Below are 19,536 nucleotides of genomic sequence, written 5' to 3'. Positions count from 1 at the left end.
GTCATGGGTTCGGTGCGGTCCTGTGTGGATAGGGTCGCACCACGCTATGGCGCACCGCATGCAGCGTCAATCAGACAAATGCTGAAAATATGCAAATGATTGTCAAAAGAAAATCACGGCTTCGCACGCTTGACTCGATGTCATTCTTGTCGCGATTTTTCGGTCGGAAGATTCGCTCAGGCGTTTCCGGTTTCGTCCGATTCGTCGTGGCCATTTTCAAAAAGGTGGGCGAAAAGAATGTCGTCGTCGCTGTCGGTCTCGGTGCAAACCGACGGGCGACCAAAAGAGCGATCCAAAATTGCGCAAGCAGCGCTCAGCCGAACGCCTTCGTTGGCGTGCTGCATGAGTTCGACCAACACGCGTACGGCGGCGGGTGCGTGCCGCCCGGCAAGTTCGCGCATCTTCACCGTCGTCTTGTTCGGCGTGCCTCTCTGGCGTCCGCCCGTTTTGTGCCCGACTGCCATAGTCCGCCCCCCTCTATCCGCCTCTACTTTAGACGGACGCAACGTCGGGATATTCGTCGTCTTCGAAGTCGTCGTCGGTTCTTGGCTGGCGGTTCGCCCGCAAGCGATACGGGCCAGGATCGACCTGGCGCGCGACCCAATGCGCGACGCCGGTTTCGATCTCGCGGCAGACGCGCTCAAACGCCGCCCGCCGTATCGTGGCTTTCAGGTGCCCGGCCATGACGGCATTTTCCAGCGCGGTTTGAGCCGTCTGCACCCATGTGATGCCGCCACTGTCGGTCATATTGCTTTCCGGGTCCCTGAAGAACTTTCGGGACTCGTCAATGGAGTGTGGGTCAACCCCGGCAACTAACGCCGCCGCATCCTCGACACTGACAGGATCGACCAAGCTCCACAAAGGATTGATTTCCTTGTACGCATACGGATCGTTCACGTTGCCTCCCGAAGTCTTCCGGTAACGCCGAAGATGTTGCGGCAGCAGGCAAGCTCGCGCGTACCGGACTTAGGCGGATTCTAACGGTGCGCCAAGGTAGTGAGGCAAGAGAACGCGAAGAACTGCAAAGCGCAGATTCGACGCGAGTTTGTACTCGGTGATGGGCTAATTGATGGGCCAGAAAAAACAAAAACCCCGCAAGCCATCAAGCTTGCGGGGTTTTGCCTTTTAATCTGGCGGAGAGGGTGGGATTCGAACCCACGGTACGGGGTTACCGTACGCCTGATTTCGAGTCAGGTACAATCGACCACTCTGCCACCTCTCCGGGGGACTGCCACCTCGGCAGCTGGCTGCGTAACCAGCATCGCACCGCCACCTCGGTTTCATCAGTCAGGTCGTTGACTGGCGAAGCGAAGATTATAGAACACCTCGCAGCACTTTCCAAGTCCTCTTGCAAAAAAACTGGAGAGCAAGGAAAACGTCGTCTCCCAGCGTGCGTCAGGCGTTCGCCGAAAGGCGCGCCACCCCACCCATGTACGGACGCAGCACCTCGGGCACCGTCACCGAACCGTCCGCTTCCTGATAGTTCTCCAGCACCGCCACAAGCGTGCGGCCAACCGCGAGGCCCGAGCCGTTGAGCGTATGCACGAGTTCCGGCTTGCCTTGGGCGTTGCGGTAGCGCGCCTGCATGCGGCGCGCCTGGAACGCTTCCGTATTCGAGCAGCTCGAAATTTCGCGATAGGTGTTCTGCGCAGGCAGCCACACTTCGAGGTCGTACGTCTTGGTCGCCGAGAACCCCATGTCGCCCGTGCACAGCGTCATCACGCGGTACGGCAGGCCGAGCTTCTGCAGGATCGTTTCGGCGTGAACCACCATCTGCTCCAGCGCGTCGTACGACGTTTCGGGCGCGACGATCTGCACCATCTCGACCTTGTCGAACTGATGCTGGCGGATCATGCCGCGCGTGTCGCGGCCGTACGAGCCCGCTTCCGAGCGGAAGCACGGCGAATGCGCCGTGAGCTTGATCGGTAGCGCGCTCGCCTCGACGATGCTGTCGCGCACCGTGTTCGTCAGCGAAATCTCCGAGGTGGAGATCAGGTACTGCGTCACCGTGTTCTCGGCGCCGCCCTTCTCCACGCGGAACATGTCGTCGGCGAACTTGGGCAGCTGGCCCGTGCCGTACAGGATTTCCGGGTTGACGATGTACGGCGTGTAGGTTTCCGAGTAGCCGTGCTGCTGCGTATGCGTGTCGATCATGAACTGCGCGAGCGCGCGGTGCAGGCGCGCAATCTGGCCGCGCAGCATCGTGAAGCGCGCGCCCGAGAGCTTCGCCCCGGTCTCGAAGTCGAGGCCGAGCGGCGTGCCCACGTCCACGTGGTCCTTCACCTCGAACTCGAACTGGCGCGGCGTGCCCCAGCGGCGCGCTTCCACGTTGCCGTGCTCGTCCTTGCCCACCGGCACGCTCTCGTGCGGCAGGTTGGGCACGCCGAGCAGCAGGTCCGACAGACCCGACTGGACCTCTTCGAGCTTCGCCGCCGACGCCTTCATTTCGTCGCCGATACCGCCCACTTCGGCCATCACCGCCGACGTGTCCTCGCCCCGGCCCTTCATCGCGCCGATCTGCTTCGACAGGCTGTTGCGGCGCGCCTGCAGTTCTTCGGTACGGGTCTGGATGGCGCGGCGTTCCGCTTCGAGCGCGGAAAAGGCCGCGACGTCGAGGGTGTAGCCGCGGTCGGCGAGGCGCTTCGCGACGCCTTCGAGGTCTTTGCGCAGCAGCTGGATGTCGAGCATGGGATTGTGAGACGCAGTTTCGTTGTATGAAGTGTCGATTTTAGCGCACCGGCGCGCGGGCTCCGCGCCAGGCGATCATCGGCGGCTGCGGGCCGCCGTTGCCTTGGGCAACGCGCCCCGCGGCCGCCTCAGCCTTTGCGCTTTCTCTCGCGGATCTCGTCCTGGTGTTCCTCGCGCCATTGCGCGTCGAGTTCGGCGAGGCGCGCCAGCTTCTCGCCGATCTTGCCTTCGAGCCCGCGCGGCGTGGGCTGGTACCAGTGCGGCTCGCGCATGCCGTCCGGCAGATAGGTTTCGCCCGCCGCGTAAGCGTCCGGTTCGTCATGCGCGTAGCGGTATTCGTGGCCGTAGCCCAGTTCCTTCATCAGCTTCGTCGGAGCGTTGCGCAGGTGGATCGGCACGGCGCGCGACTGATCCTTGCTCACGAAGCGCCGCGCCTCGTTGTAGGCGTTGTAGCCTGCGTTCGACTTCGGCGCGACGGCCAGGTAGATCACCGCCTGGGCCAGCGCCAGTTCGCCCTCGGGGGAGCCCAGACGCTCGTAGGTCTCGGCGGCGTCGAGCGTCATGCGCGCCGCGCGCGGATCGGCGAGTCCAATGTCCTCCCACGCCATGCGCACGATGCGCCGCGCGAGGTAGCGCGGATCGGCGCCGCCGTCGAGCATGCGGCAGAACCAGTAGAGCGCGCCGTCCGGATTGCTGCCGCGCACCGACTTGTGCAGCGCGCTGATCTGGTCGTAGAACGCGTCGCCGCCCTTGTCGAAGCGCCGCAGATTTTCGGCCAGCGCGCTGCCGAGCAGAGCCGCGTCGACTTCCGTGGACTTCTGCTGCGCGGCGGCGCGCGCCACGATCTCCAGATTGTTCAGCAGCTTGCGGCCGTCGCCGTCGGCCGAGCCGATCAGCGCCTTCTGCGCCTCCTCCGTGAACGTGAGACCGCCCAGTTCGCGGGCCGCGCGCGCGAGCAGTTCGCCCTGCTCTGCTTCATCGAGGCTCTTGAGCACGTACACCGCCGCCCGCGAGAGCAGCGCGCTGTTCACTTCGAACGAGGGATTTTCGGTCGTCGCGCCGATGAACACGAACAGGCCCGATTCGACGTGCGGCAAGAAGGCGTCCTGCTGGCTCTTGTTGAACCGGTGGACCTCATCGACGAACACGAGCGTCTGCTTGCCGTGCGCCCGGTGGATCTGGGCGGTCTCCACCGCCTCGCGGATGTCCTTCACGCCCGAGAGCACCGCCGAAAGCGCGATGAATTCGGCGTGGAAGGCGTCGGCCATGAGGCGCGCGAGCGTGGTCTTGCCCACGCCCGGCGGCCCCCAGAGGATCATCGAATGCGCCTCGCCGGACTCGAATGCGACGCGCAGCGGCTTGTTGGGCCCAAGCAGATGCTTCTGGCCGATGACTTCGTCGATGGAGCGCGGTCGCAGCCGCTCCGCGAGCGGGACGTTGGCACGGGTTTCTTCGAACATGACGTTTTCGCGATAATGTCGGCTTTCCGGCGCGGCAGCGGGCGCGGATGCCGCAGCGGCCCATCACGGAGCCGCAAGGCCGCGCCGGATGCAATCGTGCATTATGACAGCGTGGCGCAGACAAGCAGGCGGTCAGCCCGGCGAGTCGGGTCGAAAGCGGCGCGCGCGGGCGTTCTGTCAGCCATTGGCCGCTTCCGTGCGTTCTTGAACACACGGCGCCGCGAGTCAATCGCGCCCCAAATACCAATACCGGATCGGCCCGGGTCAGCCCAGCGGCGATTCGACGATTCGACCATACCAGAGGACAGTTCTCCAGATGACCCAGGATTCCCAGGCCGGCGCCGCCGGCTCGACCTACGCCCCGCTGCAGCCGGTGCCGGACGCGCGCCGCCAGTTCCGCACCGGCGACGCCTTCGCGCTGTGGTTCTCGCTCGGCATTGGCCTGCTCGTCGCGCAAGCGGGCGCACTGCTCGTGCCGGGCCTCTCGCTGCCGGCGGCGCTTGGCGCCATTGCCGTCGGCAGCGTCATCGGCGTGGTGCTGCTCGCGCTCGCGGGCGTGATCGGCACGGACACGGGCCTCGCGGCCATGTCGTCGCTGCGTCCCACGCTCGGCGTGCGCGGCGCCTCGGTGCCGGCGGTCATCAACATGATCCAGCTCGTGGGCTGGGGCTCGTTCGAGATCATCGTGATGCGCGATTCCGCCGACGCGCTCGCGAAGCAAGCCTTCGGCTTCTCGGTGCCCTTCGTCTGGACGCTGCTGGCCGGCCTCCTCGCCACGCTGCTCGCCGTGAGCGGCCCGCTGTCGTTCGTGCGCCGCTTCCTGCGCACGTGGGGCATCTGGCTGCTGCTCGCGGGCGCCGCGTGGCTCACGTGGAACCTGCTTGCGCGGCACGATCTCGGCGCGCTGATGCGCCGCCCCGGCACGGGCGACATGACCTTCGGCAGCGCAATCGACCTCGTGGTGGCGATGCCGCTCTCGTGGCTGCCGCTGATCGCGGATTACACGCGCTTCGGCAAACGCGCCGGCGAAACCTTCCGCGGCACGCTGGTCGGCTACGGCATCGCGAACCTCTGGTTCTACGCGCTCGGCGCGATCTACGGCCTGGCAGCCGGCGGCGGCGACGCGCTCCTCACCACCGCGCTCGCGCAGGCGGGCGGCGGCCTCGCGCTGCTGCTGGTGCTGATCGACGAAGTGGACAACGCCTTCGCCGACATCCACTCCGCCGCCGTTTCGACCGGCACCTTCTGGACGCGCGCCAGCGTGCCCTGGCTCTCGGCCGCCTTCGGCGCGCTGTGCACCGCCATCGGTATCGTCGTGCCGATGGCGCGCTACGAAAACTTCCTGCTCTTCATCGGCTCGGTGTTCGCGCCGCTCTTCGGCGTCGTGCTCGCCGATCACTTCATCGTGCGCCGCCGGCGCATCGAGGTGCAGGCGCTGGCCGACCTCAACGGCGTCTACGGCTACACGGGCGGCTGGCACATGAGCGCGTTCGTCGCATGGGCGGTGGGCTTCGGCGCCTATCAGGCGCTCAACACGTGGATGCCGAATCTGGGCGCGACGCTGCCCTCCCTCGTGATCGGCGCGCTCTGCTACTTCCTCTTCACGGCTCGCCGCCGCGCGGCTTACGCCTGATAAAAAACGGCGCGCCCTGTTAGGTGGCGCGCCGTCCTGTATATCGCTTCACGCGCCGGATCAGGCGCGTGTTACTCGCGGATCACTCGCAATGGCCGCAGCCGCCATGCTGCGCCGTTTCCGTCTCGCTCAACTGCTGCGCCGCCTCTGCGCGAATGCCAAGCCGCGCGAGCAGCTTGCGGTCCGCCTCGGCCTGCGGGTTGCTCGTCGTGAGCAACTGATCGCCGTAGAAGATCGAATTCGCGCCGGCCATGAAGCACAGGGCCTGCAGCGCCTCGTCCATCTGCTCGCGGCCCGCCGAAAGGCGCACCATCGCCCTGGGCATCGTGATGCGCGCTACCGCAATCGTGCGCACGAACTCGAACGGGTCGATCGGCTCGGTGCCTTCGAGCGGCGTGCCGTGCACCTGCACGAGGTTGTTGATCGGCACCGATTCCGGATACGGCTCCATGTTCGCAAGCTGCGCGATCAACCCCGCGCGTTCGCGGCGCGATTCGCCCATGCCCACGATACCGCCGCAGCACACGTTGATGCCCGCGTCGCGCACGCGTTCGAGCGTGTCGAGCCGGTCCTGGTACGTACGCGTCGAGATGATCTGGCCGTAGAACTCGGGCGACGTGTCGAGGTTATGGTTGTAGTAGTCGAGGCCCGCATCGGCGAGCGCCCTGGCCTGGTGATCTTCCAGCATGCCGAGCGTCACGCAGGTTTCAAGGCCCATCGCCTTCACGCCGCGGATCATGTCCTTGATCGGCTCCAGATGCCGGTCCTTCGGATTGCGCCACGCCGCGCCCATGCAGAAGCGCGTCGCGCCGTTTTCCTTCGCGACGCTTGCCGCCTTCAGCACCTCGTCGACGGCCATCAGCTTGTCGGCTTCGAGGCCCGTGTCGTGATGCGACGATTGCGGGCAGTAGGCACAGTCTTCCTCGCAGCCGCCCGTCTTGATCGACAGGAGCGTGGAAAGCTGCACGGCGTTCGCATCGAAATGCTCGCGGTGCACCTGCTGCGCGCGGAACATCAGGTCGTTGAACGGCAGGTCGTAGAGCGCAACGACGTCGGCCACGCGCCAGCGCGCCGTGCTGGACTCTTCGGCAACGGCCTGCGGTTTGGCGCGGGTGAGCCCGGTGATATCGATGTGGGTTTGCGTCATGATGTGGGGATCCTTCTCGACGTTATCTATCAGGAGTTCGAAGCAATTCTCAACGTGGGACCGGCGCGGCCATACCGGCGCCGAGCCGCGCGAGCAACATTTCGATGTTCAGGTGTTCTGCCGCATGGTCGGCGCTGCCGCCGCGCAGATGCGGCACGACGCCGATGAGCGGCGCACCGTACCGGGCGGCGAGGCGCTCGCGCAACGCGTCGATGTTCTCTTCGGGGAAAGTCATGGCGGGGTCGATGCGGTTCGCCACCCAGCCCGCGAGCGCGAGGCCGCGCGCCGCGATGGCTTGCGCAGTAAGCAGCGCATGGCTGATGCAGCCAAGGCGCATGCCGACCACGAGCACCACCGGCAAGTCGAGCGCCACGGCAAGGTCGGCCGTGTCGTGCTCCGCCGTGAGCGGCACGCAAAAGCCGCCCACCCCCTCCACCACCACCGCGTCGGCACGTTCGCACGCCTGCCGATGGCATTCGACGATGCGTTGCATATCGAGCGTCACGCCTTCGAGCGCAGCGGCAATATGCGGCGCGGCGGGCTCCTTGAGCAGGAAAGGCGTGCGCATGTCGGGCGGCAGCAGCACGCTCGCGGCGGCGTCGAGCTGGTCGGCATCCTCGTTGCGCCACACGCCGTCGCGTTCGTACGCGCCGGCCGCGATGGGCTTGAGTGCCGTCGCGCGCAAGCCCGCGTGCGCGAGGCCGCGCAGCAGCGCCGCGCTCACGAAGGTCTTGCCGATTTCCGTGTCGGTACCGGTGACGAAAAGCGAGAGCGTCATCGTGCGCCCTCCTGGACTTCGGCACTCGCGCGCTGTAGCGCAGCGCCCAGGCGATCGAGGTCCGCCTGCGAATGCGCTGCCGAAAGCGAAATGCGCAGGCGCGACGTGCCCTCGGGCACCGTAGGCGGCCGGATCGCGGGCACCCACAGGCCGTCGCGTTCGAGCGCGGCCTGGAGGGCGAGCGTCGCATCGTTCGCGCCCACCACGAGCGGCTGCACGGCAGTCTGCGAATCGACGGGCAGCCAGCAGGTTTCCTTGAGCATCGCGCGCGTACGCTTGATCAGCCGGTGCAAATGCGCACGCCGCGCATCGCCTTCGTCGCCCGCGATCAGGCGCAGGCTCGCGGATACCGCATGCGCCACCGCTGGCGCCGAGGCCGTCGTGAAGATGTACGGCCGCGCGCGCTGCACGAGCCACTCGATCACCGTGGTGTGCGCGACAACGAAGGCCCCGGCCACGCCTGCCGCCTTGCCGAGCGTGCCGACCATCACCAGATACGGCGAGCGCAGCGCGGCCTCGGCCACGGCGCCCCGCCCTTGCGGTCCGAGCACGCCGAAGCCATGCGCGTCGTCGACGATGAGCCAGGCCTCGTGTCGCTCCGCGAGTTCGACGAGACGCCCGAGCGGCGCCACGTCGCCGTCCATGCTGAACACGGTGTCGGTAACGATGGCCTTCGGCCCCGGGCCGGAGGCTTCGAGCATCGCGCTCAGCGCCTCCATATCGGCATGCGGATAGATCTGCACGTCCGCGCGCGAGAGCCGGGCGCCGTCGATCAGCGAAGCGTGGTTCAGCGCATCGCAGAAGAGCGTCGTGCCGCGCCCGGCGAGCGCCGTCACCACAGCCAGATTCGCCATGTAGCCGGTGCTGAAGTACAGCGCCCGTGCGTTATCGACGAAGCCGCCCGCGAATTCGGCGAGATCCTCTTCGAGCTGCGCGTGCGCGCGCGAATGGCCGCCCAGCAGATGCGAGCCGCCACTGCCCGCGCCATAGCGCTGCGCCCCGTCCGCCAGCGCGGCGACCAGTTGCGGATGCGCAGCAAGACCCAGGTAGTCGTTGCTTGCGAAGCCGATCGTTTCGCGCCCGTCCACCTGCATGTGCGCGTCGCACGGCGTGTCGATGGTGCGGCGGCGGCGGCGCAGACCGAGGGCGTCGAGTTCCCGCAAGCCTTGTTCGAGGGTATCGATGAGTTGCATCAGCAGTCCTCCGCAACGGTCGCTTCGAAGGTCTCGCGCGTGCGCTCCGCGAGCAGCGCCTGAGTAGAAGCATCGAGAATGTACGGCGGCATGACGTACACCGTCGTGCCGATGGGACGCAGCAGCAACTCGCGCGCGAGCGCATGCTCGAAGAAGCGGCGCGAGAACGTGGCCGCGCGCGCCGGGTCTTCGAGCACCGCGTCGAAGGCGAGTATCGTGCCGCACTGGCGCAGGTTGCGCACGAGCGGATGCGACGCGAGCGGCGCGAACGCCTCGCGCAACTGTGCCGATTTGCGCGCGTTCGCGGCGATCACGTCACCCTCTTCGATCAGATCGAGCGTTGCCAGCGCGGCGCGGCACGCGAGCGGGTTGCCCGTGTAGGAATGCGAATGCAGGAAGCCGCGCGCGGTGTCGTCGTCGTAGAACGCTTCGAAGATCGCGTCGCGCGAGAGCACGATGGAAAGCGGCAGATAGCCTCCGCTGATGCCCTTCGAAAGCGTCAGCAGATCGGGCCAGATGCCGGCCTGCTCGCAGGCGAAGAACGTGCCGGTTCGCCCGCACCCCACCGCGATTTCGTCGGCGATCAGGTGCACGCGGTAGCGGTCGCACAACGCGCGTAATCCCTTGAGGTACATGGGGTCGTGCATCGCCATACCTGCCGCGCACTGCACCAGCGGCTCGACGATCAGCGCCGCAATGTGCTCGCCGCGCGCCTGAAAAAGCCGCTCGACGTCAGCGAGCGCTCGCTGCGCCACATCGGCAGCCGTCTCGCCCGCCAGCGCCGCACGAGCGTCGGGAGAGGCGACCACGTGGGCGTGATGCAGCAGCGGATCGTAAGCATCCCTGAAGAGTTTCACGTCGGTCACGCCGAGCGCGCCGATCGTCTCGCCGTGATAGCTGTTGGCGAGGCAAACGAACTCGCGCTTGTCGCTTTCGCCGCGATTGCGCCAGGCGTGAAAGCTCATCTTCAGCGCGATCTCGACGGCCGAGGCGCCATCGGACGCAAAGAACGCATGGCCGAGCACGTGGCCCGTGCGTGCCGAGAGCCGCTCGGCGAGTTCCACGGCGGGCTCGTGCGTGCAGCCCGCGAGCATGACGTGCTCGAGCGTGTCGAGCTGCGCCTTGAGCGCGGCATTGATCGCCGGATTCGCGTGGCCGAACAGGTTGACCCACCACGAACTGATGGCGTCCAGATAGCGGCGCCCGTCACGGTCATACAGCCACGGGCCTTCGCCGCGCGCCACCGCGATGAGCGGCAGGCGCTCGTAGTGCTTCATCTGGGTACACGGATGCCACACGGCGCGCAGGCTGCGCTCGATCCAGCGATCGGTGGCGAGATTGGATTGCGGATTCAAGTACGACTCCCGATACGACAGCGGGACCGAGATTAGCGCGAACGCCTGCGCAATGCACTACCCCCGAAACGGCGCTGCGCGGCAGGCGGGCGCGACGTTTGGCGCGGTTGTGAACAGCACGGAACCGATTGCCCGAGAAGACCCGAAATGCGCGCAGTTAGCGACGAAAAAGTAAACCGCGCTTGTGCAAAAAATCTGCGAGGCGCGGGCGAGAATTGGGGGGCGTTGCGGTGCAGGCCGGAAAAATCGATGCGAAACCGCAGGACGAAACTTGGGACGAAATGGGCAATCCGGGAGGTGGGCAACGCACGTTGCAAACGTGCGAGCGCGCTCGCATAGCGCACACAAAGCCGCACACAAAGCGCGCGACCACGCTGCGTAGTCAGACGAAATCGAAGGGAAACGGAACGATGCGGCAGCACGCAGCGCGCGCCGCCAGAGGAAAACCTTACCGGCTCGCGAGTGCGTGACCGTTGTTGTTGGCGGCGTCGGCAACGGCCGGCACGACGCCGGCGCTCGCGTCGTTCTGCGCCGTGACGGCGGCATCGTTGGACCAGACCACCGTGCTGTTCACGGCGTACAGGTGGCAGGCATCGCTGCTGTGCTTTTCGCAGTTGGCGATCGCAACGGCCATCGGGTTGTCGCCGCCCTCGGCCCACGACCACGCGCCCGAGTCGGAGACCGCGAACGCGCGGCTCGGATACTGCTTGAGGAAGTTGCGGTAGCCGTCGCGGCCGGCCTGATCGACGTACGGCACGGCCCCCACGGAATCGACGGCGGCGTAGCCGGTGCCGCCCGGCGCGGTGGGCGCGCTCACGCGATACTGCACGCTCGTGGGCATGCCCTCGCGGGCGAGGAACGCTTCCACCATCGGCCACCAGACCTGTACGCCGTCACGGTCGCCCACGAGGCGGTGCGCGTCGTTCTTGTACGAGCCGAAATCCACGAGCTTCGCGCTTGCCGGGCCGGCGGCGTCGGCGGCGTGATACGCCGCGAACATCTTCGTGACGAGGTCCGGCGTCCACACCGAATCGTTGTCGCCGTAAAGCCAGAGCGAAGCCACGCGGGCCTTGCCGCCGTAGCCGCCGAAGGCCTGGGTGAGGTTGTCCTGCCAGCCCGTGCAGGCGTCCTGGCGCAGGCCGCCCGAGAAGTTGATGAGCGCGCGCACGCCCTTCGCGGCTTCCGTGCCGTAGGCGATGGTCGCGAGACCGCCGTGCGAGGTGCCGGCCACGGCGATATGGTTCGCATCGACGTAGGGCTGTTTGGCCATGTAGTCGATGGTCGCGGCAACGTCGGCAGCCTGGCCGAGGCCGTTGCTCGCCACGTCGCAGCCATCCTGCTCGTACGTGCCGCCGGAGCCCGCGAAGCCGCGGCGGTTCGGCGCGACAACCACGTAGCCGCGGCGCACGAACTCGCGCGCGAACGATACCGGGTCGCTGCGCGACTGGTAGCGCGGGTCGCCGGGAATCTTGCCGTGATTGAACACGATCATCGGAAACGGGCCGGGGCCGTCCGGACGATAAATCGTGGTTTCGAGGGTGACGGAGCCATCGCCGTCCACCGGAATGCGGATCACCTGCTCGTTGAGATCGGCGCGCACGGCCGGCAGCCAGGCGTCGTCGAGGGCGAGCGGGGAAGCGTTGGCACTGCCGAGCGGACCCGTAGTGGGCGTGGCGGGAGCGGAAACCTGCGCTGCGGGCGCATCGGCAAGCGGTGCGGCCCAGGCGGCCGAATGTGCGACCGCAAGCAGACACGCCGTGCCCGCCAACGCCCACCCGCCAAGAAGCAACCTGTACGCCATTCGCAAACCCGCCTGCGAGAAACCTGCCTGAATCCGTCTTACTCCGGCCAGCCCGTTTCCCGGCACAACGAGAGCCCTCGCGCGTGTCGCGAAGACATGCGCCGGTGAGGCCCGTCACGGGGAAAAGCCGATCGGAACACCGCTGTGGCGTTGCTGGGAAGCTTGCCACCGGTGTCCGCTTTCGCGCGAGTCCGCTTGAGCCGGACACCGTGATTGCATCCTCGCACGACAAAATATTGTTGCGCAATTCAGGGCTTACCCGGCATAACGCGTGCCAGCGCGGCACAGGCCCCGCGCGGCAGGCGGTGCGCCGCTATCGGGCCGGTGCGGCCCCGAAAAAACGTCGCGCACGCCCCACAGCGGATCAAAATAACGTCGAAGAATTAATTACTTATGTAAGAAATGGCGGCGTGATCGAGACCCGCGTTCACGCCGGCGCGACGTCGCCGTCCACGTAGCGCCAGCGGCCGTCCTCGGCGCGCGTGAAGCGGCTCGTTTCGTGCAGCCGCCAGGCGCGTCCACCCGTCTTGTAGCGCGCGACGAATTCCACGATCGCGTGGGTGGCGTCGGGCTGTTCATGGCGCTTTACCGCGAGGCCCAGCCAGCGCGGCGCGGCCGGATCGGCCGGATCGGCATCGAGGTCGGGGGGACAAGTCTCCTGCGCCCAGGTCGCGCGCAGGTACGGCGTCTCGCCGAGCACGTAGGCCGTGTAGCGCGAGCGCATGAGTTCGAGCGCCGTCGCGGGCACCTCGCCCGCGTCGATAAAGCGGCCGCAACAGGCGGCATAGCGCGGCGGTTTCGCGCCGGCCTTGAGATGGGGCGCGGCGCCGCCGCAGGGACAGTCGGCGGGCCTGGCGCCGCGGGCAGTAACCACATTCATGTTTCGCAGGCGCTCACCAGTCGAGTTCGGTGCCGTCGTACTGGAAGAAGCGGCCATTGAATACGTCGCGCGCGGCCGCGGCTTCCGCGATCACCTCGCGCATGCCGGTCACGCTGTGCGCCACGTCGATTGCCGCGTGCGAGCCGCCCATGTCGGTGCGCACCCAGCCGGGATGCAGTGCGATGCAGGTGGCGCGGCGCGTTTGCAGCGAGGTGATCTTCAGCACGTCGTTGAGCGCCGCCTTGCTCGCGCGATAAAGCCAGCCCGTCGTGCCGGTGGTCTGCGTGATGCTGCCCATGCGGCTCGACAGCACGCCGAGCACGCCGTTGGCCGCATCGACGAGCGGCAGCAGAATGGGGATCAACTGCATCGGGCCGCGTACGTTGCTGTTCATCACGAGCTCGAAGTCTTCGGCCGTGACGGTTTCGACACCCTCGGTGCGCGGGCCGTACACGCCGGCCACGATCAGCGCGACATCGAGCTTTTCGCCGTCGAGCTTCCAGCCGAGCGCCGCGATCTCGTCGGGTTGCCCGATGTCGAGCTGAAACGGCTGGGCGCCGAGCTCGCGCAATCCGTCGAGCCCTTCGCCACCGCGCGCGGTGGCGAGTACGCGCCAGCCCGCCTTCGCATACTGGCGCGCAAACTCGCGGCCAATGCCGCGCGACGCGCCCACGATCAACACTGTTTTCATAGGGACACCCTGGCTTTTGTCTTCAGGCGCGGCGCCGTCGTGCACACCTCTTGCACACTTCGTGCCGCCGCGCGCCGTGCTTCGCCCTCCCTGCGGCGCGAAGCACTTCGCGCTAGCGTACCGCAGTCGCGCGGATCAGAGCAGTTCGACGCCCATCGCCGTCGCCTCGCCGCCGCCGATGCACAGACTCGCGACGCCGCGCTTGCCGCCGCGAGCACGCAGTGCGCCGATCAGCGTCACGAGAATGCGCGCGCCCGAGGCGCCGATGGGATGCCCCAGCGCACACGCGCCGCCGTTCACGTTGACCTTCTCGTGCGGCAGATCGTGCTCCTTCATCGCAGCCATCGCGACCACGGCGAATGCTTCGTTGATCTCGTAGAGATCGACGTCCTGGACGCGCCAGCCGGTCTTCCCGTAGAGCTTCGCGAGCGCGCCCACCGGCGCGGTCGTGAACTTCGCGGGCTGTTGCGCGAAGGTCGAATGACCCACCACCCGCGCAAGCGGCGTGACGCCGAGGCGTTTTGCCGTCGATTCGCGCATCATCACGAGCGCCGCCGCGCCGTCCGAGATCGACGACGAATTGGCCGCCGTCACCGTGCCCGTCTTGCTGAACGCGGGCTTGAGGGTGGGAATCTTGTCGAGATTGGCCTTGAACGGCTGCTCGTCGCGCCCGATGAGCGTCTCGCCCGCGCGCGAGGCCACCTTCACCGGCGCGATTTCCCACGCAAACGAGCCATCTTCGTTGGCCCGCTTCGCGCGCTTGAGCGACTCGATGGCGAACGCGTCCTGGCGCTCGCGCGTGAAGTCGTATTCGCCCGCGCACTCTTCGGCGAAGGTGCCCATCAGGCGGCCCTTGTCGTAGGCGTCTTCGAGGCCGTCGAGGAACATGTGGTCGAGCACCTGGCCGTGGCCCATGCGCAAGCCCGCGCGCGCCTTCGGCAGCAGGTACGGCGCATTCGTCATGCTTTCCATGCCGCCTGCCACGATCACCTCCGCGGAGCCCGCCAGCAGCATGTCGTGCGCGAACATCGCCGCACGCATACCCGAGCCGCACATCTTGTTCACCGTGGTCGCGCCCGCCGAGAGCGGCAGCCCCGCGCCGAGCGCCGCCTGGCGCGCCGGCGCCTGCCCCTGCCCCGCGGGCAGCACGCAGCCCATCACCACTTCCTCGATCTGTTCGGGCTTCAGGCCCGCGCGCTCGACCGCCGCCGCAATCGCCGCGGCGCCGAGCTGCGGCGCGGCGAGCGAGGCGAAATCGCCCTGAAAACCCGCCATCGGCGTGCGCGCCGCCGAGACGATGACGATGGGATCCTGGTTTGTCTCACTCATGTTTCAGCTCCTTGATGACACCTGCGATGACGGCCGCCCGGCCGTCGGGACATCGCCGCGTCGGTCGCGGCGACGTCGTTGTCCGCCTCATGGGCGTGCTGCGCGCAAATACCGGCCACGCAGCGTCGATATGTTTGTCCGCTTCTCCCCACCCATCGCTCCCATCAGGCCGCCCGTGCCGCAGCAGGCGGCGCCTCGCCCGCGTAGCGTTCCGGATAGCGCACGCAAAAGCGGATCGACGGATCGTAGGGGAAGCAGTCCGGCACCTCGCCCGCCAGCAGGCGCGCCTTGCTCGCCTGCCAGAGCGCCGGGTCGAAGAAGTCGGGGTGATATTCGAGGAAATAGCGGCGCACGCGCGGATCGCCCAGCAAGAACGTGCCGTAGGTCTCCGGGAAAATGTCGCGCGGTCCGACGGGATACCACGGCTCGCCGGATAGTTCGTCCTCCTCATTACGCGGCGGCGGTACGGCGCGCACGTTGCAGTCGGTGAGGTACTCGATCTCGTCGTAGTCGTAGAACACCACGCGGCCGTGGCGCGTCACGCCGAAATTCTTGTACAGCATGTCGCCCGGGAAGATGTTCGCGCGCATCAGGTCCTTCACCGCATTGCCGTACTCGCGGATGCCGTGCGCAACCTCCGCCTCGCTGCCGTTCTGCAGCCAGAGATTGAGCGGCACCATGCGGCGCTCGATGTACAGATGGCGCAGCACGAGATTGTCGCCCTCGTATTCGATCACCGAAGGCGCGAGCGTTTCGAGCTCGCGCACCAGCGCATCGTCGAGGCGCGCGACGGGCAGCGCGACGCTCGAATATTCGAGCGTGTCGGCAAGCCGCCCCAGACGGTCATGGCGCTTCACGAGCTGGTACTTCGCCTCCACCTGCTCGCGCGTGGTTTCCTTCGGCGCGGGAAAGCTGTCCTTGATGACCTTGAACACATACGGAAACGAAGGCAGCGTGAAGACGATCATCACCATGCCGCGAATGCCGGGCGCGACGATGAACTGGTCCGACGAATGCGAAAGGTGGTGCAGCAGATCGCGGTAGAACAGGTTCTTGCCCTGCTTCTGCAAACCGAGCGACGTGTAGATCTCGCCGCGCGCCTTGCGCGGCATGACGGTGCGCAGGAACTCGACATAGGCGGACGGCACTTCCATGTCCACCAGGAAGTACGAGTGCGAGAAGCTGAACATGACGAGCAACTGCTCGGGGCGCAGCAGCACGGTATCGAGCGCGAAGCGCCCGCCTGCGTGCGCGACATGGCGGATCGGCACGACGAACGGCACGAGCAGGTCGCCGTTGATGATGCGCCCGACGATGTAGGCCGACTGGTTGCGAAAGAACAGCGACGAGAGCACGTGGATCTGGAAGTTCGCCTTGGGCTCCACTTCGCCGAACGTGTCGAGCATCGCCTGCATCACGCAGCCCACGTCGCGCGTGAGGTCTTCGAACGGCGTTTCCAGCTGGAAGTTCGTGACGATGCGCTCGAGCGTCGCGGCCAGCCCGTCCTTGCCCGGATAGTACGCGCGGTAGGTGGGCTTGGCCGCGGGTTCGTCGTTCTCGATGTATTCCGTCGAGATCGCGGGCCGCACGAAAATGAAATCGTTGTTGAAGTACGAGCGGTGCAGGATCTTGCAGCACACCGAATTGAAGAAAGTCTCCGCGCACTCGGGCTGCCGGTGCGTGGTGAGGAGGCCGATGTAGTGCAGCTTGATCTGCTGCCAGACCTCGTCGTCGATGCTTTCCGCCTCGTATTCGTCTTCGAGCGTCACCACGCATTCTTCGACGCGCTCGTCATAGGACGTGATGCGCTCGCGCGCGAGCCGCTGCAGGCCGTGCCAGTCCGCCGATTCGAAAAGGCCCTTTGCCTGCACCGCCGCCGCGCTGAAATTGCGGTAGTGACGATTGAAGCCCTCGAGCATCGTCTGCGCGACGTCGAAGCCTATCTGCGAGGAGAGCAGTTTCGGAAAGTGTTTCATCGCGGCCGCGCCTACTTCTTCGCGCCCTCCACCGCTGTCTCCACGGCGGCCGTTTCCACGGCGGCAGTCTCCACATGGGCGGCCGGGGTTGCCTTCACGAGCAGTTCGCGCGCCTGGGCCTCGTACTGCGCGAGGTCTTCGAGCGTCGCGTCGAGATCGGCGCGCTGACGCTCCAGGATCTCGCGATGTCGCACCACCGTGTCGAGAAACGCCTGAAGCTGCGGCAGCGTGTCGGTCGGCGATTCGTACAGGTCGAGCAGCGTGCGGATTTCGGAGAGCGTGAAGCCGAGCCGCTTGCCGCGCAGCGTGAGCCGCAGCCGCGTGCGATCGCGCCCCGAAAACACGCGCTTGAGTCCGCCCGCGCCCTCCCGGCTCGGCGCGAGCAGGCCCTGGTCTTCGTAGAAGCGGATCGCGCGCGGCGTCACGTCGAATTCCCGGGCGAGTTCGGTAATCGTGTACTGGTTCATGGTGTGCAATGGGCGGCGGGCCCTTGGGCGCCAGCGCCGCCAAGGACAACCCAGGGCGACGTTGGGCCACGTTGGCCGATACAATGTACGTTTACGTTATCGTCAACCTGACGCTTGCGCAACCGGATACGCTGTGGACCGGCCTGCAGAATTGACGCAATGCAGCGACAATGTCGGGGAGCCGGCGGCAGCCAGCCCGGCCACGACAGGAGAAGACACCCGCAATGAACGCCCTCGAACACCAGCTCGACTACCCCTACGCCGATACCCTGCCGGAGCCCGGCCATGCCTTCGACGTCGCGCCCGGCGTCAAATGGCTGCGCATGCCGCTGCCGTTCGCGCTCGACCACATCAACCTGTGGCTGCTGCGCGACGAGATCGACGGCCAGCCAGGCTGGACCGTGGTGGACTGCGGCATCGCCAGCGACACGATCAAGGCGCACTGGGAGCAGGTGTTCGATACCGTGCTGGAAGGGCTGCCGGTGCTGCGCGTGCTCGTCACGCACTGCCACCCCGACCATATCGGCCTTGCGCACTGGATCTGCGCGGGCGGCGACAAACAGCGCTGGGACGTGCGCCTGTGGGCCACGCTCGGCGAATACACGAGCGCACGCGTGATGTCCTCGGGCGACGGCTCGAACGCGGGCGGCGAAGGCGCGGCGCGCCACTTCGGCCGCCACGGCCTCACGGACCCGGAATCGCTCGACAAGCTGCGCAACCGCCGCGGCTACTACACGACCCTCGTGCCGGCGCTGCCCACGCAATACCGCCGCCTGCGCGAAGCCGACACGGTGACGATCGGCGGGCGCGACTGGCGCGTCGTGACGGGCTACGGCCACTCGCCGGAGCACTGCGCCCTCCTTTGCGAAGAGACACGCGTGCTGATTTCCGGCGACATGGTGCTGCCGCGCATCTCGACCAACGTCTCGGTGTTCGAAATCGAGCCGGAGGGCAACCCGCTCGGGCTGTACCTCGAATCGCTCGGCCGCTACGAGACGATGCCCGAAGACACGCTCGTGCTGCCCTCGCACGGCAAGCCGTTCCGCGGCGTGCGCACGCGCATCGCGCAACTGCGCGCCCACCACGACGCGCGCCTCGCCGAGGTCGTGGAAGCCTGCACGAAGGCCCCGCAGAGCGCGGCCGACATCGTCCCGCTGATGTTCAAGCGCCAGCTCGACATCCACCAGTTGACCTTCGCGATGGGCGAAGCGCTGGCGCACCTGCACCTGCTGTGGCTCGCGGGCAAGCTCAAGCGCGAGACCGGTGCGGACGGCGTGATCCGCTTTGCCGCGACGTGAGCGCGGCCAGGCGCTTCAGCGGCTGAAAAGCAAACGGGCGGCCCGTATCGAGCCGCCCGTTTTTTATGCCTCGCAGCGCCGAGGCAAACCGCCGCCTCAGTCCGCGCCGCCCGTCACGAGATCGGCGCCCGCCGGCCTCACGAACTTGAACGTCGAAGCCGGCAGCGACGGATTCGTCTGAATGTTCGAGAACGTGAGCAGCGTCACGTTGCCGAACACGTCGTGCAGTTCCATCGCTTCGAGGTTGCCGTCGCGAAAGCCGATGCCCACGCTCTGGAACTGCGTGTCCTTCGACTTCGGAATCAGTTCGAGCCAGTCGATGCCGTTCTTCACGCCCGCGTCGCGCAGCGTGAAGTTCTTCTCGAGGTCGTTGCTGCCGAAGAGGATCGCCGCCGGGCTCGCGCCGAGCGCGCCGCCGAGCTTGCGCTCCGTGACCTGGTTCAGGTCCTTGTCGTAGACATAGAGGTTGTCGCCATCGGCCTGCAGCAACTGCTGATAGGGCTTCTCGTATTGCCAGATGAACTTGCCGGGCCGCGCGAACACGAAGGTGCCGCTCGAGGTCTTCGATGTCGACAGGGCCGAGGCGATCGCGTCGCTCGCGTTCTTCGCACCCGAGGGGACCTTCAGCTCGCGCTGCACGAAGTCGCCGCGCGCGGAATGCACCTGCGCGACGAACTGCTTGAGCTGGTCGGTGCCGCTCGCGAACGCGTGCGAGGCCATCAGCAGCGAAGCGCCGAGCGCCACGACGCATGCGCGCGCACCCCGCGCACCCAGTTGAGCAAGTGGGGCGAATCGGCCTTGTTGTCCTGCGAAAAACTGCATCTAGGGGTTCTCCAAGAG

Annotated in this window: 17 protein-coding genes and 1 tRNA gene; 2 read left to right on the top strand and 16 right to left on the bottom strand. The window is 66.8% G+C overall.

Going from position 1 to position 19,536, the window contains the following annotated elements; all coding sequences use genetic code 11:
* Positions 1 to 176: 176 nt before the first annotated feature.
* The 5 genes from BFE01S_RS38550 to BFE01S_RS13840 form a co-directional block, all read right to left on the bottom strand.
* Entirely contained in the window at positions 177 to 407 is a 231-nt protein-coding gene (locus BFE01S_RS38550) for a hypothetical protein (protein WP_169742629.1), read from the bottom strand.
* 85 nt (positions 408 to 492) lie between these two features.
* Complete coding sequence (locus tag BFE01S_RS44260; RefSeq protein ID WP_156967002.1) at positions 493 to 897, bottom strand: hypothetical protein; 405 nt, start codon at positions 895 to 897, stop codon at positions 493 to 495.
* A gap of 234 nt (positions 898 to 1,131) precedes the next feature.
* Positions 1,132 to 1,222 (bottom strand) — tRNA-Ser (locus tag BFE01S_RS13850).
* A 173-nt stretch (positions 1,223 to 1,395) separates the two neighbouring features.
* Positions 1,396 to 2,688 (bottom strand): serine--tRNA ligase, encoded by a 1,293-nt coding sequence (gene serS, locus BFE01S_RS13845; protein WP_028226027.1) that lies wholly within the window; start codon positions 2,686 to 2,688, stop codon positions 1,396 to 1,398.
* 128 nt (positions 2,689 to 2,816) lie between these two features.
* Positions 2,817 to 4,148, bottom strand: coding sequence for a replication-associated recombination protein A (locus tag BFE01S_RS13840; RefSeq protein WP_028226026.1), 1,332 nt, complete (start codon positions 4,146 to 4,148; stop codon positions 2,817 to 2,819).
* A gap of 316 nt (positions 4,149 to 4,464) precedes the next feature.
* Between BFE01S_RS13840 and cytX the strand changes: the two genes are divergently transcribed.
* Entirely contained in the window at positions 4,465 to 5,781 is a 1,317-nt protein-coding gene (gene cytX / locus BFE01S_RS13835) for a putative hydroxymethylpyrimidine transporter CytX (RefSeq protein ID WP_028226025.1), read from the top strand.
* Between the two features lie 82 nt (positions 5,782 to 5,863).
* Here the strand turns inward: cytX and bioB are convergent, their stop codons facing one another.
* The 10 genes from bioB to BFE01S_RS38540 all read right to left on the bottom strand — a co-directional run bounded on the left by bioB (position 5,864) and on the right by BFE01S_RS38540 (position 17,398).
* On the bottom strand, positions 5,864 to 6,928 hold the full coding sequence (gene bioB, locus BFE01S_RS38545) for a biotin synthase BioB (protein ID WP_042337628.1): 1,065 nt from the start codon (positions 6,926 to 6,928) through the stop codon (positions 5,864 to 5,866).
* Positions 6,929 to 6,977: 49 nt separating this feature from the next.
* On the bottom strand, positions 6,978 to 7,706 hold the full coding sequence (bioD, locus tag BFE01S_RS13825; RefSeq protein ID WP_028226024.1) for a dethiobiotin synthase: 729 nt from the start codon (positions 7,704 to 7,706) through the stop codon (positions 6,978 to 6,980).
* Positions 7,703 to 8,899, bottom strand: coding sequence for an 8-amino-7-oxononanoate synthase (gene bioF / locus BFE01S_RS13820; RefSeq protein WP_028226023.1), 1,197 nt, complete (start codon positions 8,897 to 8,899; stop codon positions 7,703 to 7,705). The genes bioD and bioF overlap by 4 nt, the downstream gene beginning before the upstream one ends.
* A complete protein-coding gene (gene bioA / locus BFE01S_RS13815) occupies positions 8,899 to 10,254 on the bottom strand; it encodes an adenosylmethionine--8-amino-7-oxononanoate transaminase (RefSeq protein ID WP_028226022.1) in 1,356 nt (451 codons plus the stop codon). The genes bioF and bioA overlap by 1 nt, the downstream gene beginning before the upstream one ends.
* 448 nt (positions 10,255 to 10,702) lie before the next feature.
* The gene (locus tag BFE01S_RS13810; RefSeq protein WP_028226021.1) at positions 10,703 to 12,055 is read right to left on the bottom strand and encodes a dienelactone hydrolase family protein; all 1,353 of its coding nucleotides are present in this window, start codon (positions 12,053 to 12,055) and stop codon (positions 10,703 to 10,705) included.
* Positions 12,056 to 12,482: 427 nt separating this feature from the next.
* Positions 12,483 to 12,935 (bottom strand): YchJ family protein, encoded by a 453-nt coding sequence (locus tag BFE01S_RS13805; RefSeq protein WP_028226020.1) that lies wholly within the window; start codon positions 12,933 to 12,935, stop codon positions 12,483 to 12,485.
* A 13-nt stretch (positions 12,936 to 12,948) separates the two neighbouring features.
* On the bottom strand, positions 12,949 to 13,626 hold the full coding sequence (locus tag BFE01S_RS13800) for an SDR family oxidoreductase (protein ID WP_028226019.1): 678 nt from the start codon (positions 13,624 to 13,626) through the stop codon (positions 12,949 to 12,951).
* A gap of 135 nt (positions 13,627 to 13,761) precedes the next feature.
* Complete coding sequence (locus BFE01S_RS13795) at positions 13,762 to 14,955, bottom strand: acetyl-CoA C-acetyltransferase (RefSeq protein WP_028226018.1); 1,194 nt, start codon at positions 14,953 to 14,955, stop codon at positions 13,762 to 13,764.
* 164 nt (positions 14,956 to 15,119) lie between these two features.
* The gene (aceK, locus tag BFE01S_RS13790) at positions 15,120 to 16,931 is read right to left on the bottom strand and encodes a bifunctional isocitrate dehydrogenase kinase/phosphatase (protein WP_028226017.1); all 1,812 of its coding nucleotides are present in this window, start codon (positions 16,929 to 16,931) and stop codon (positions 15,120 to 15,122) included.
* A gap of 11 nt (positions 16,932 to 16,942) precedes the next feature.
* Positions 16,943 to 17,398, bottom strand: coding sequence for a MerR family transcriptional regulator (locus BFE01S_RS38540; RefSeq protein ID WP_042337625.1), 456 nt, complete (start codon positions 17,396 to 17,398; stop codon positions 16,943 to 16,945).
* A 224-nt stretch (positions 17,399 to 17,622) separates the two neighbouring features.
* Between BFE01S_RS38540 and BFE01S_RS13780 the strand changes: the two genes are divergently transcribed.
* On the top strand, positions 17,623 to 18,696 hold the full coding sequence (locus tag BFE01S_RS13780; RefSeq protein ID WP_028226016.1) for an MBL fold metallo-hydrolase: 1,074 nt from the start codon (positions 17,623 to 17,625) through the stop codon (positions 18,694 to 18,696).
* Positions 18,697 to 18,792: 96 nt separating this feature from the next.
* Here BFE01S_RS13780 and lolA read toward each other — a convergent pair whose 3' ends face one another.
* The gene (lolA, locus tag BFE01S_RS13775; protein ID WP_028226015.1) at positions 18,793 to 19,518 is read right to left on the bottom strand and encodes an outer membrane lipoprotein chaperone LolA; all 726 of its coding nucleotides are present in this window, start codon (positions 19,516 to 19,518) and stop codon (positions 18,793 to 18,795) included.
* Positions 19,519 to 19,536 lie beyond the last annotated feature (18 nt).

The sequence above is a fragment of the Paraburkholderia ferrariae NBRC 106233 genome, from assembly GCF_000685035.1.
In the GTDB taxonomy this organism is placed as follows: Bacteria; Pseudomonadota; Gammaproteobacteria; order Burkholderiales; family Burkholderiaceae; genus Paraburkholderia; species Paraburkholderia ferrariae.
This window is presented reverse-complemented; position numbering and strand designations above follow the sequence as displayed.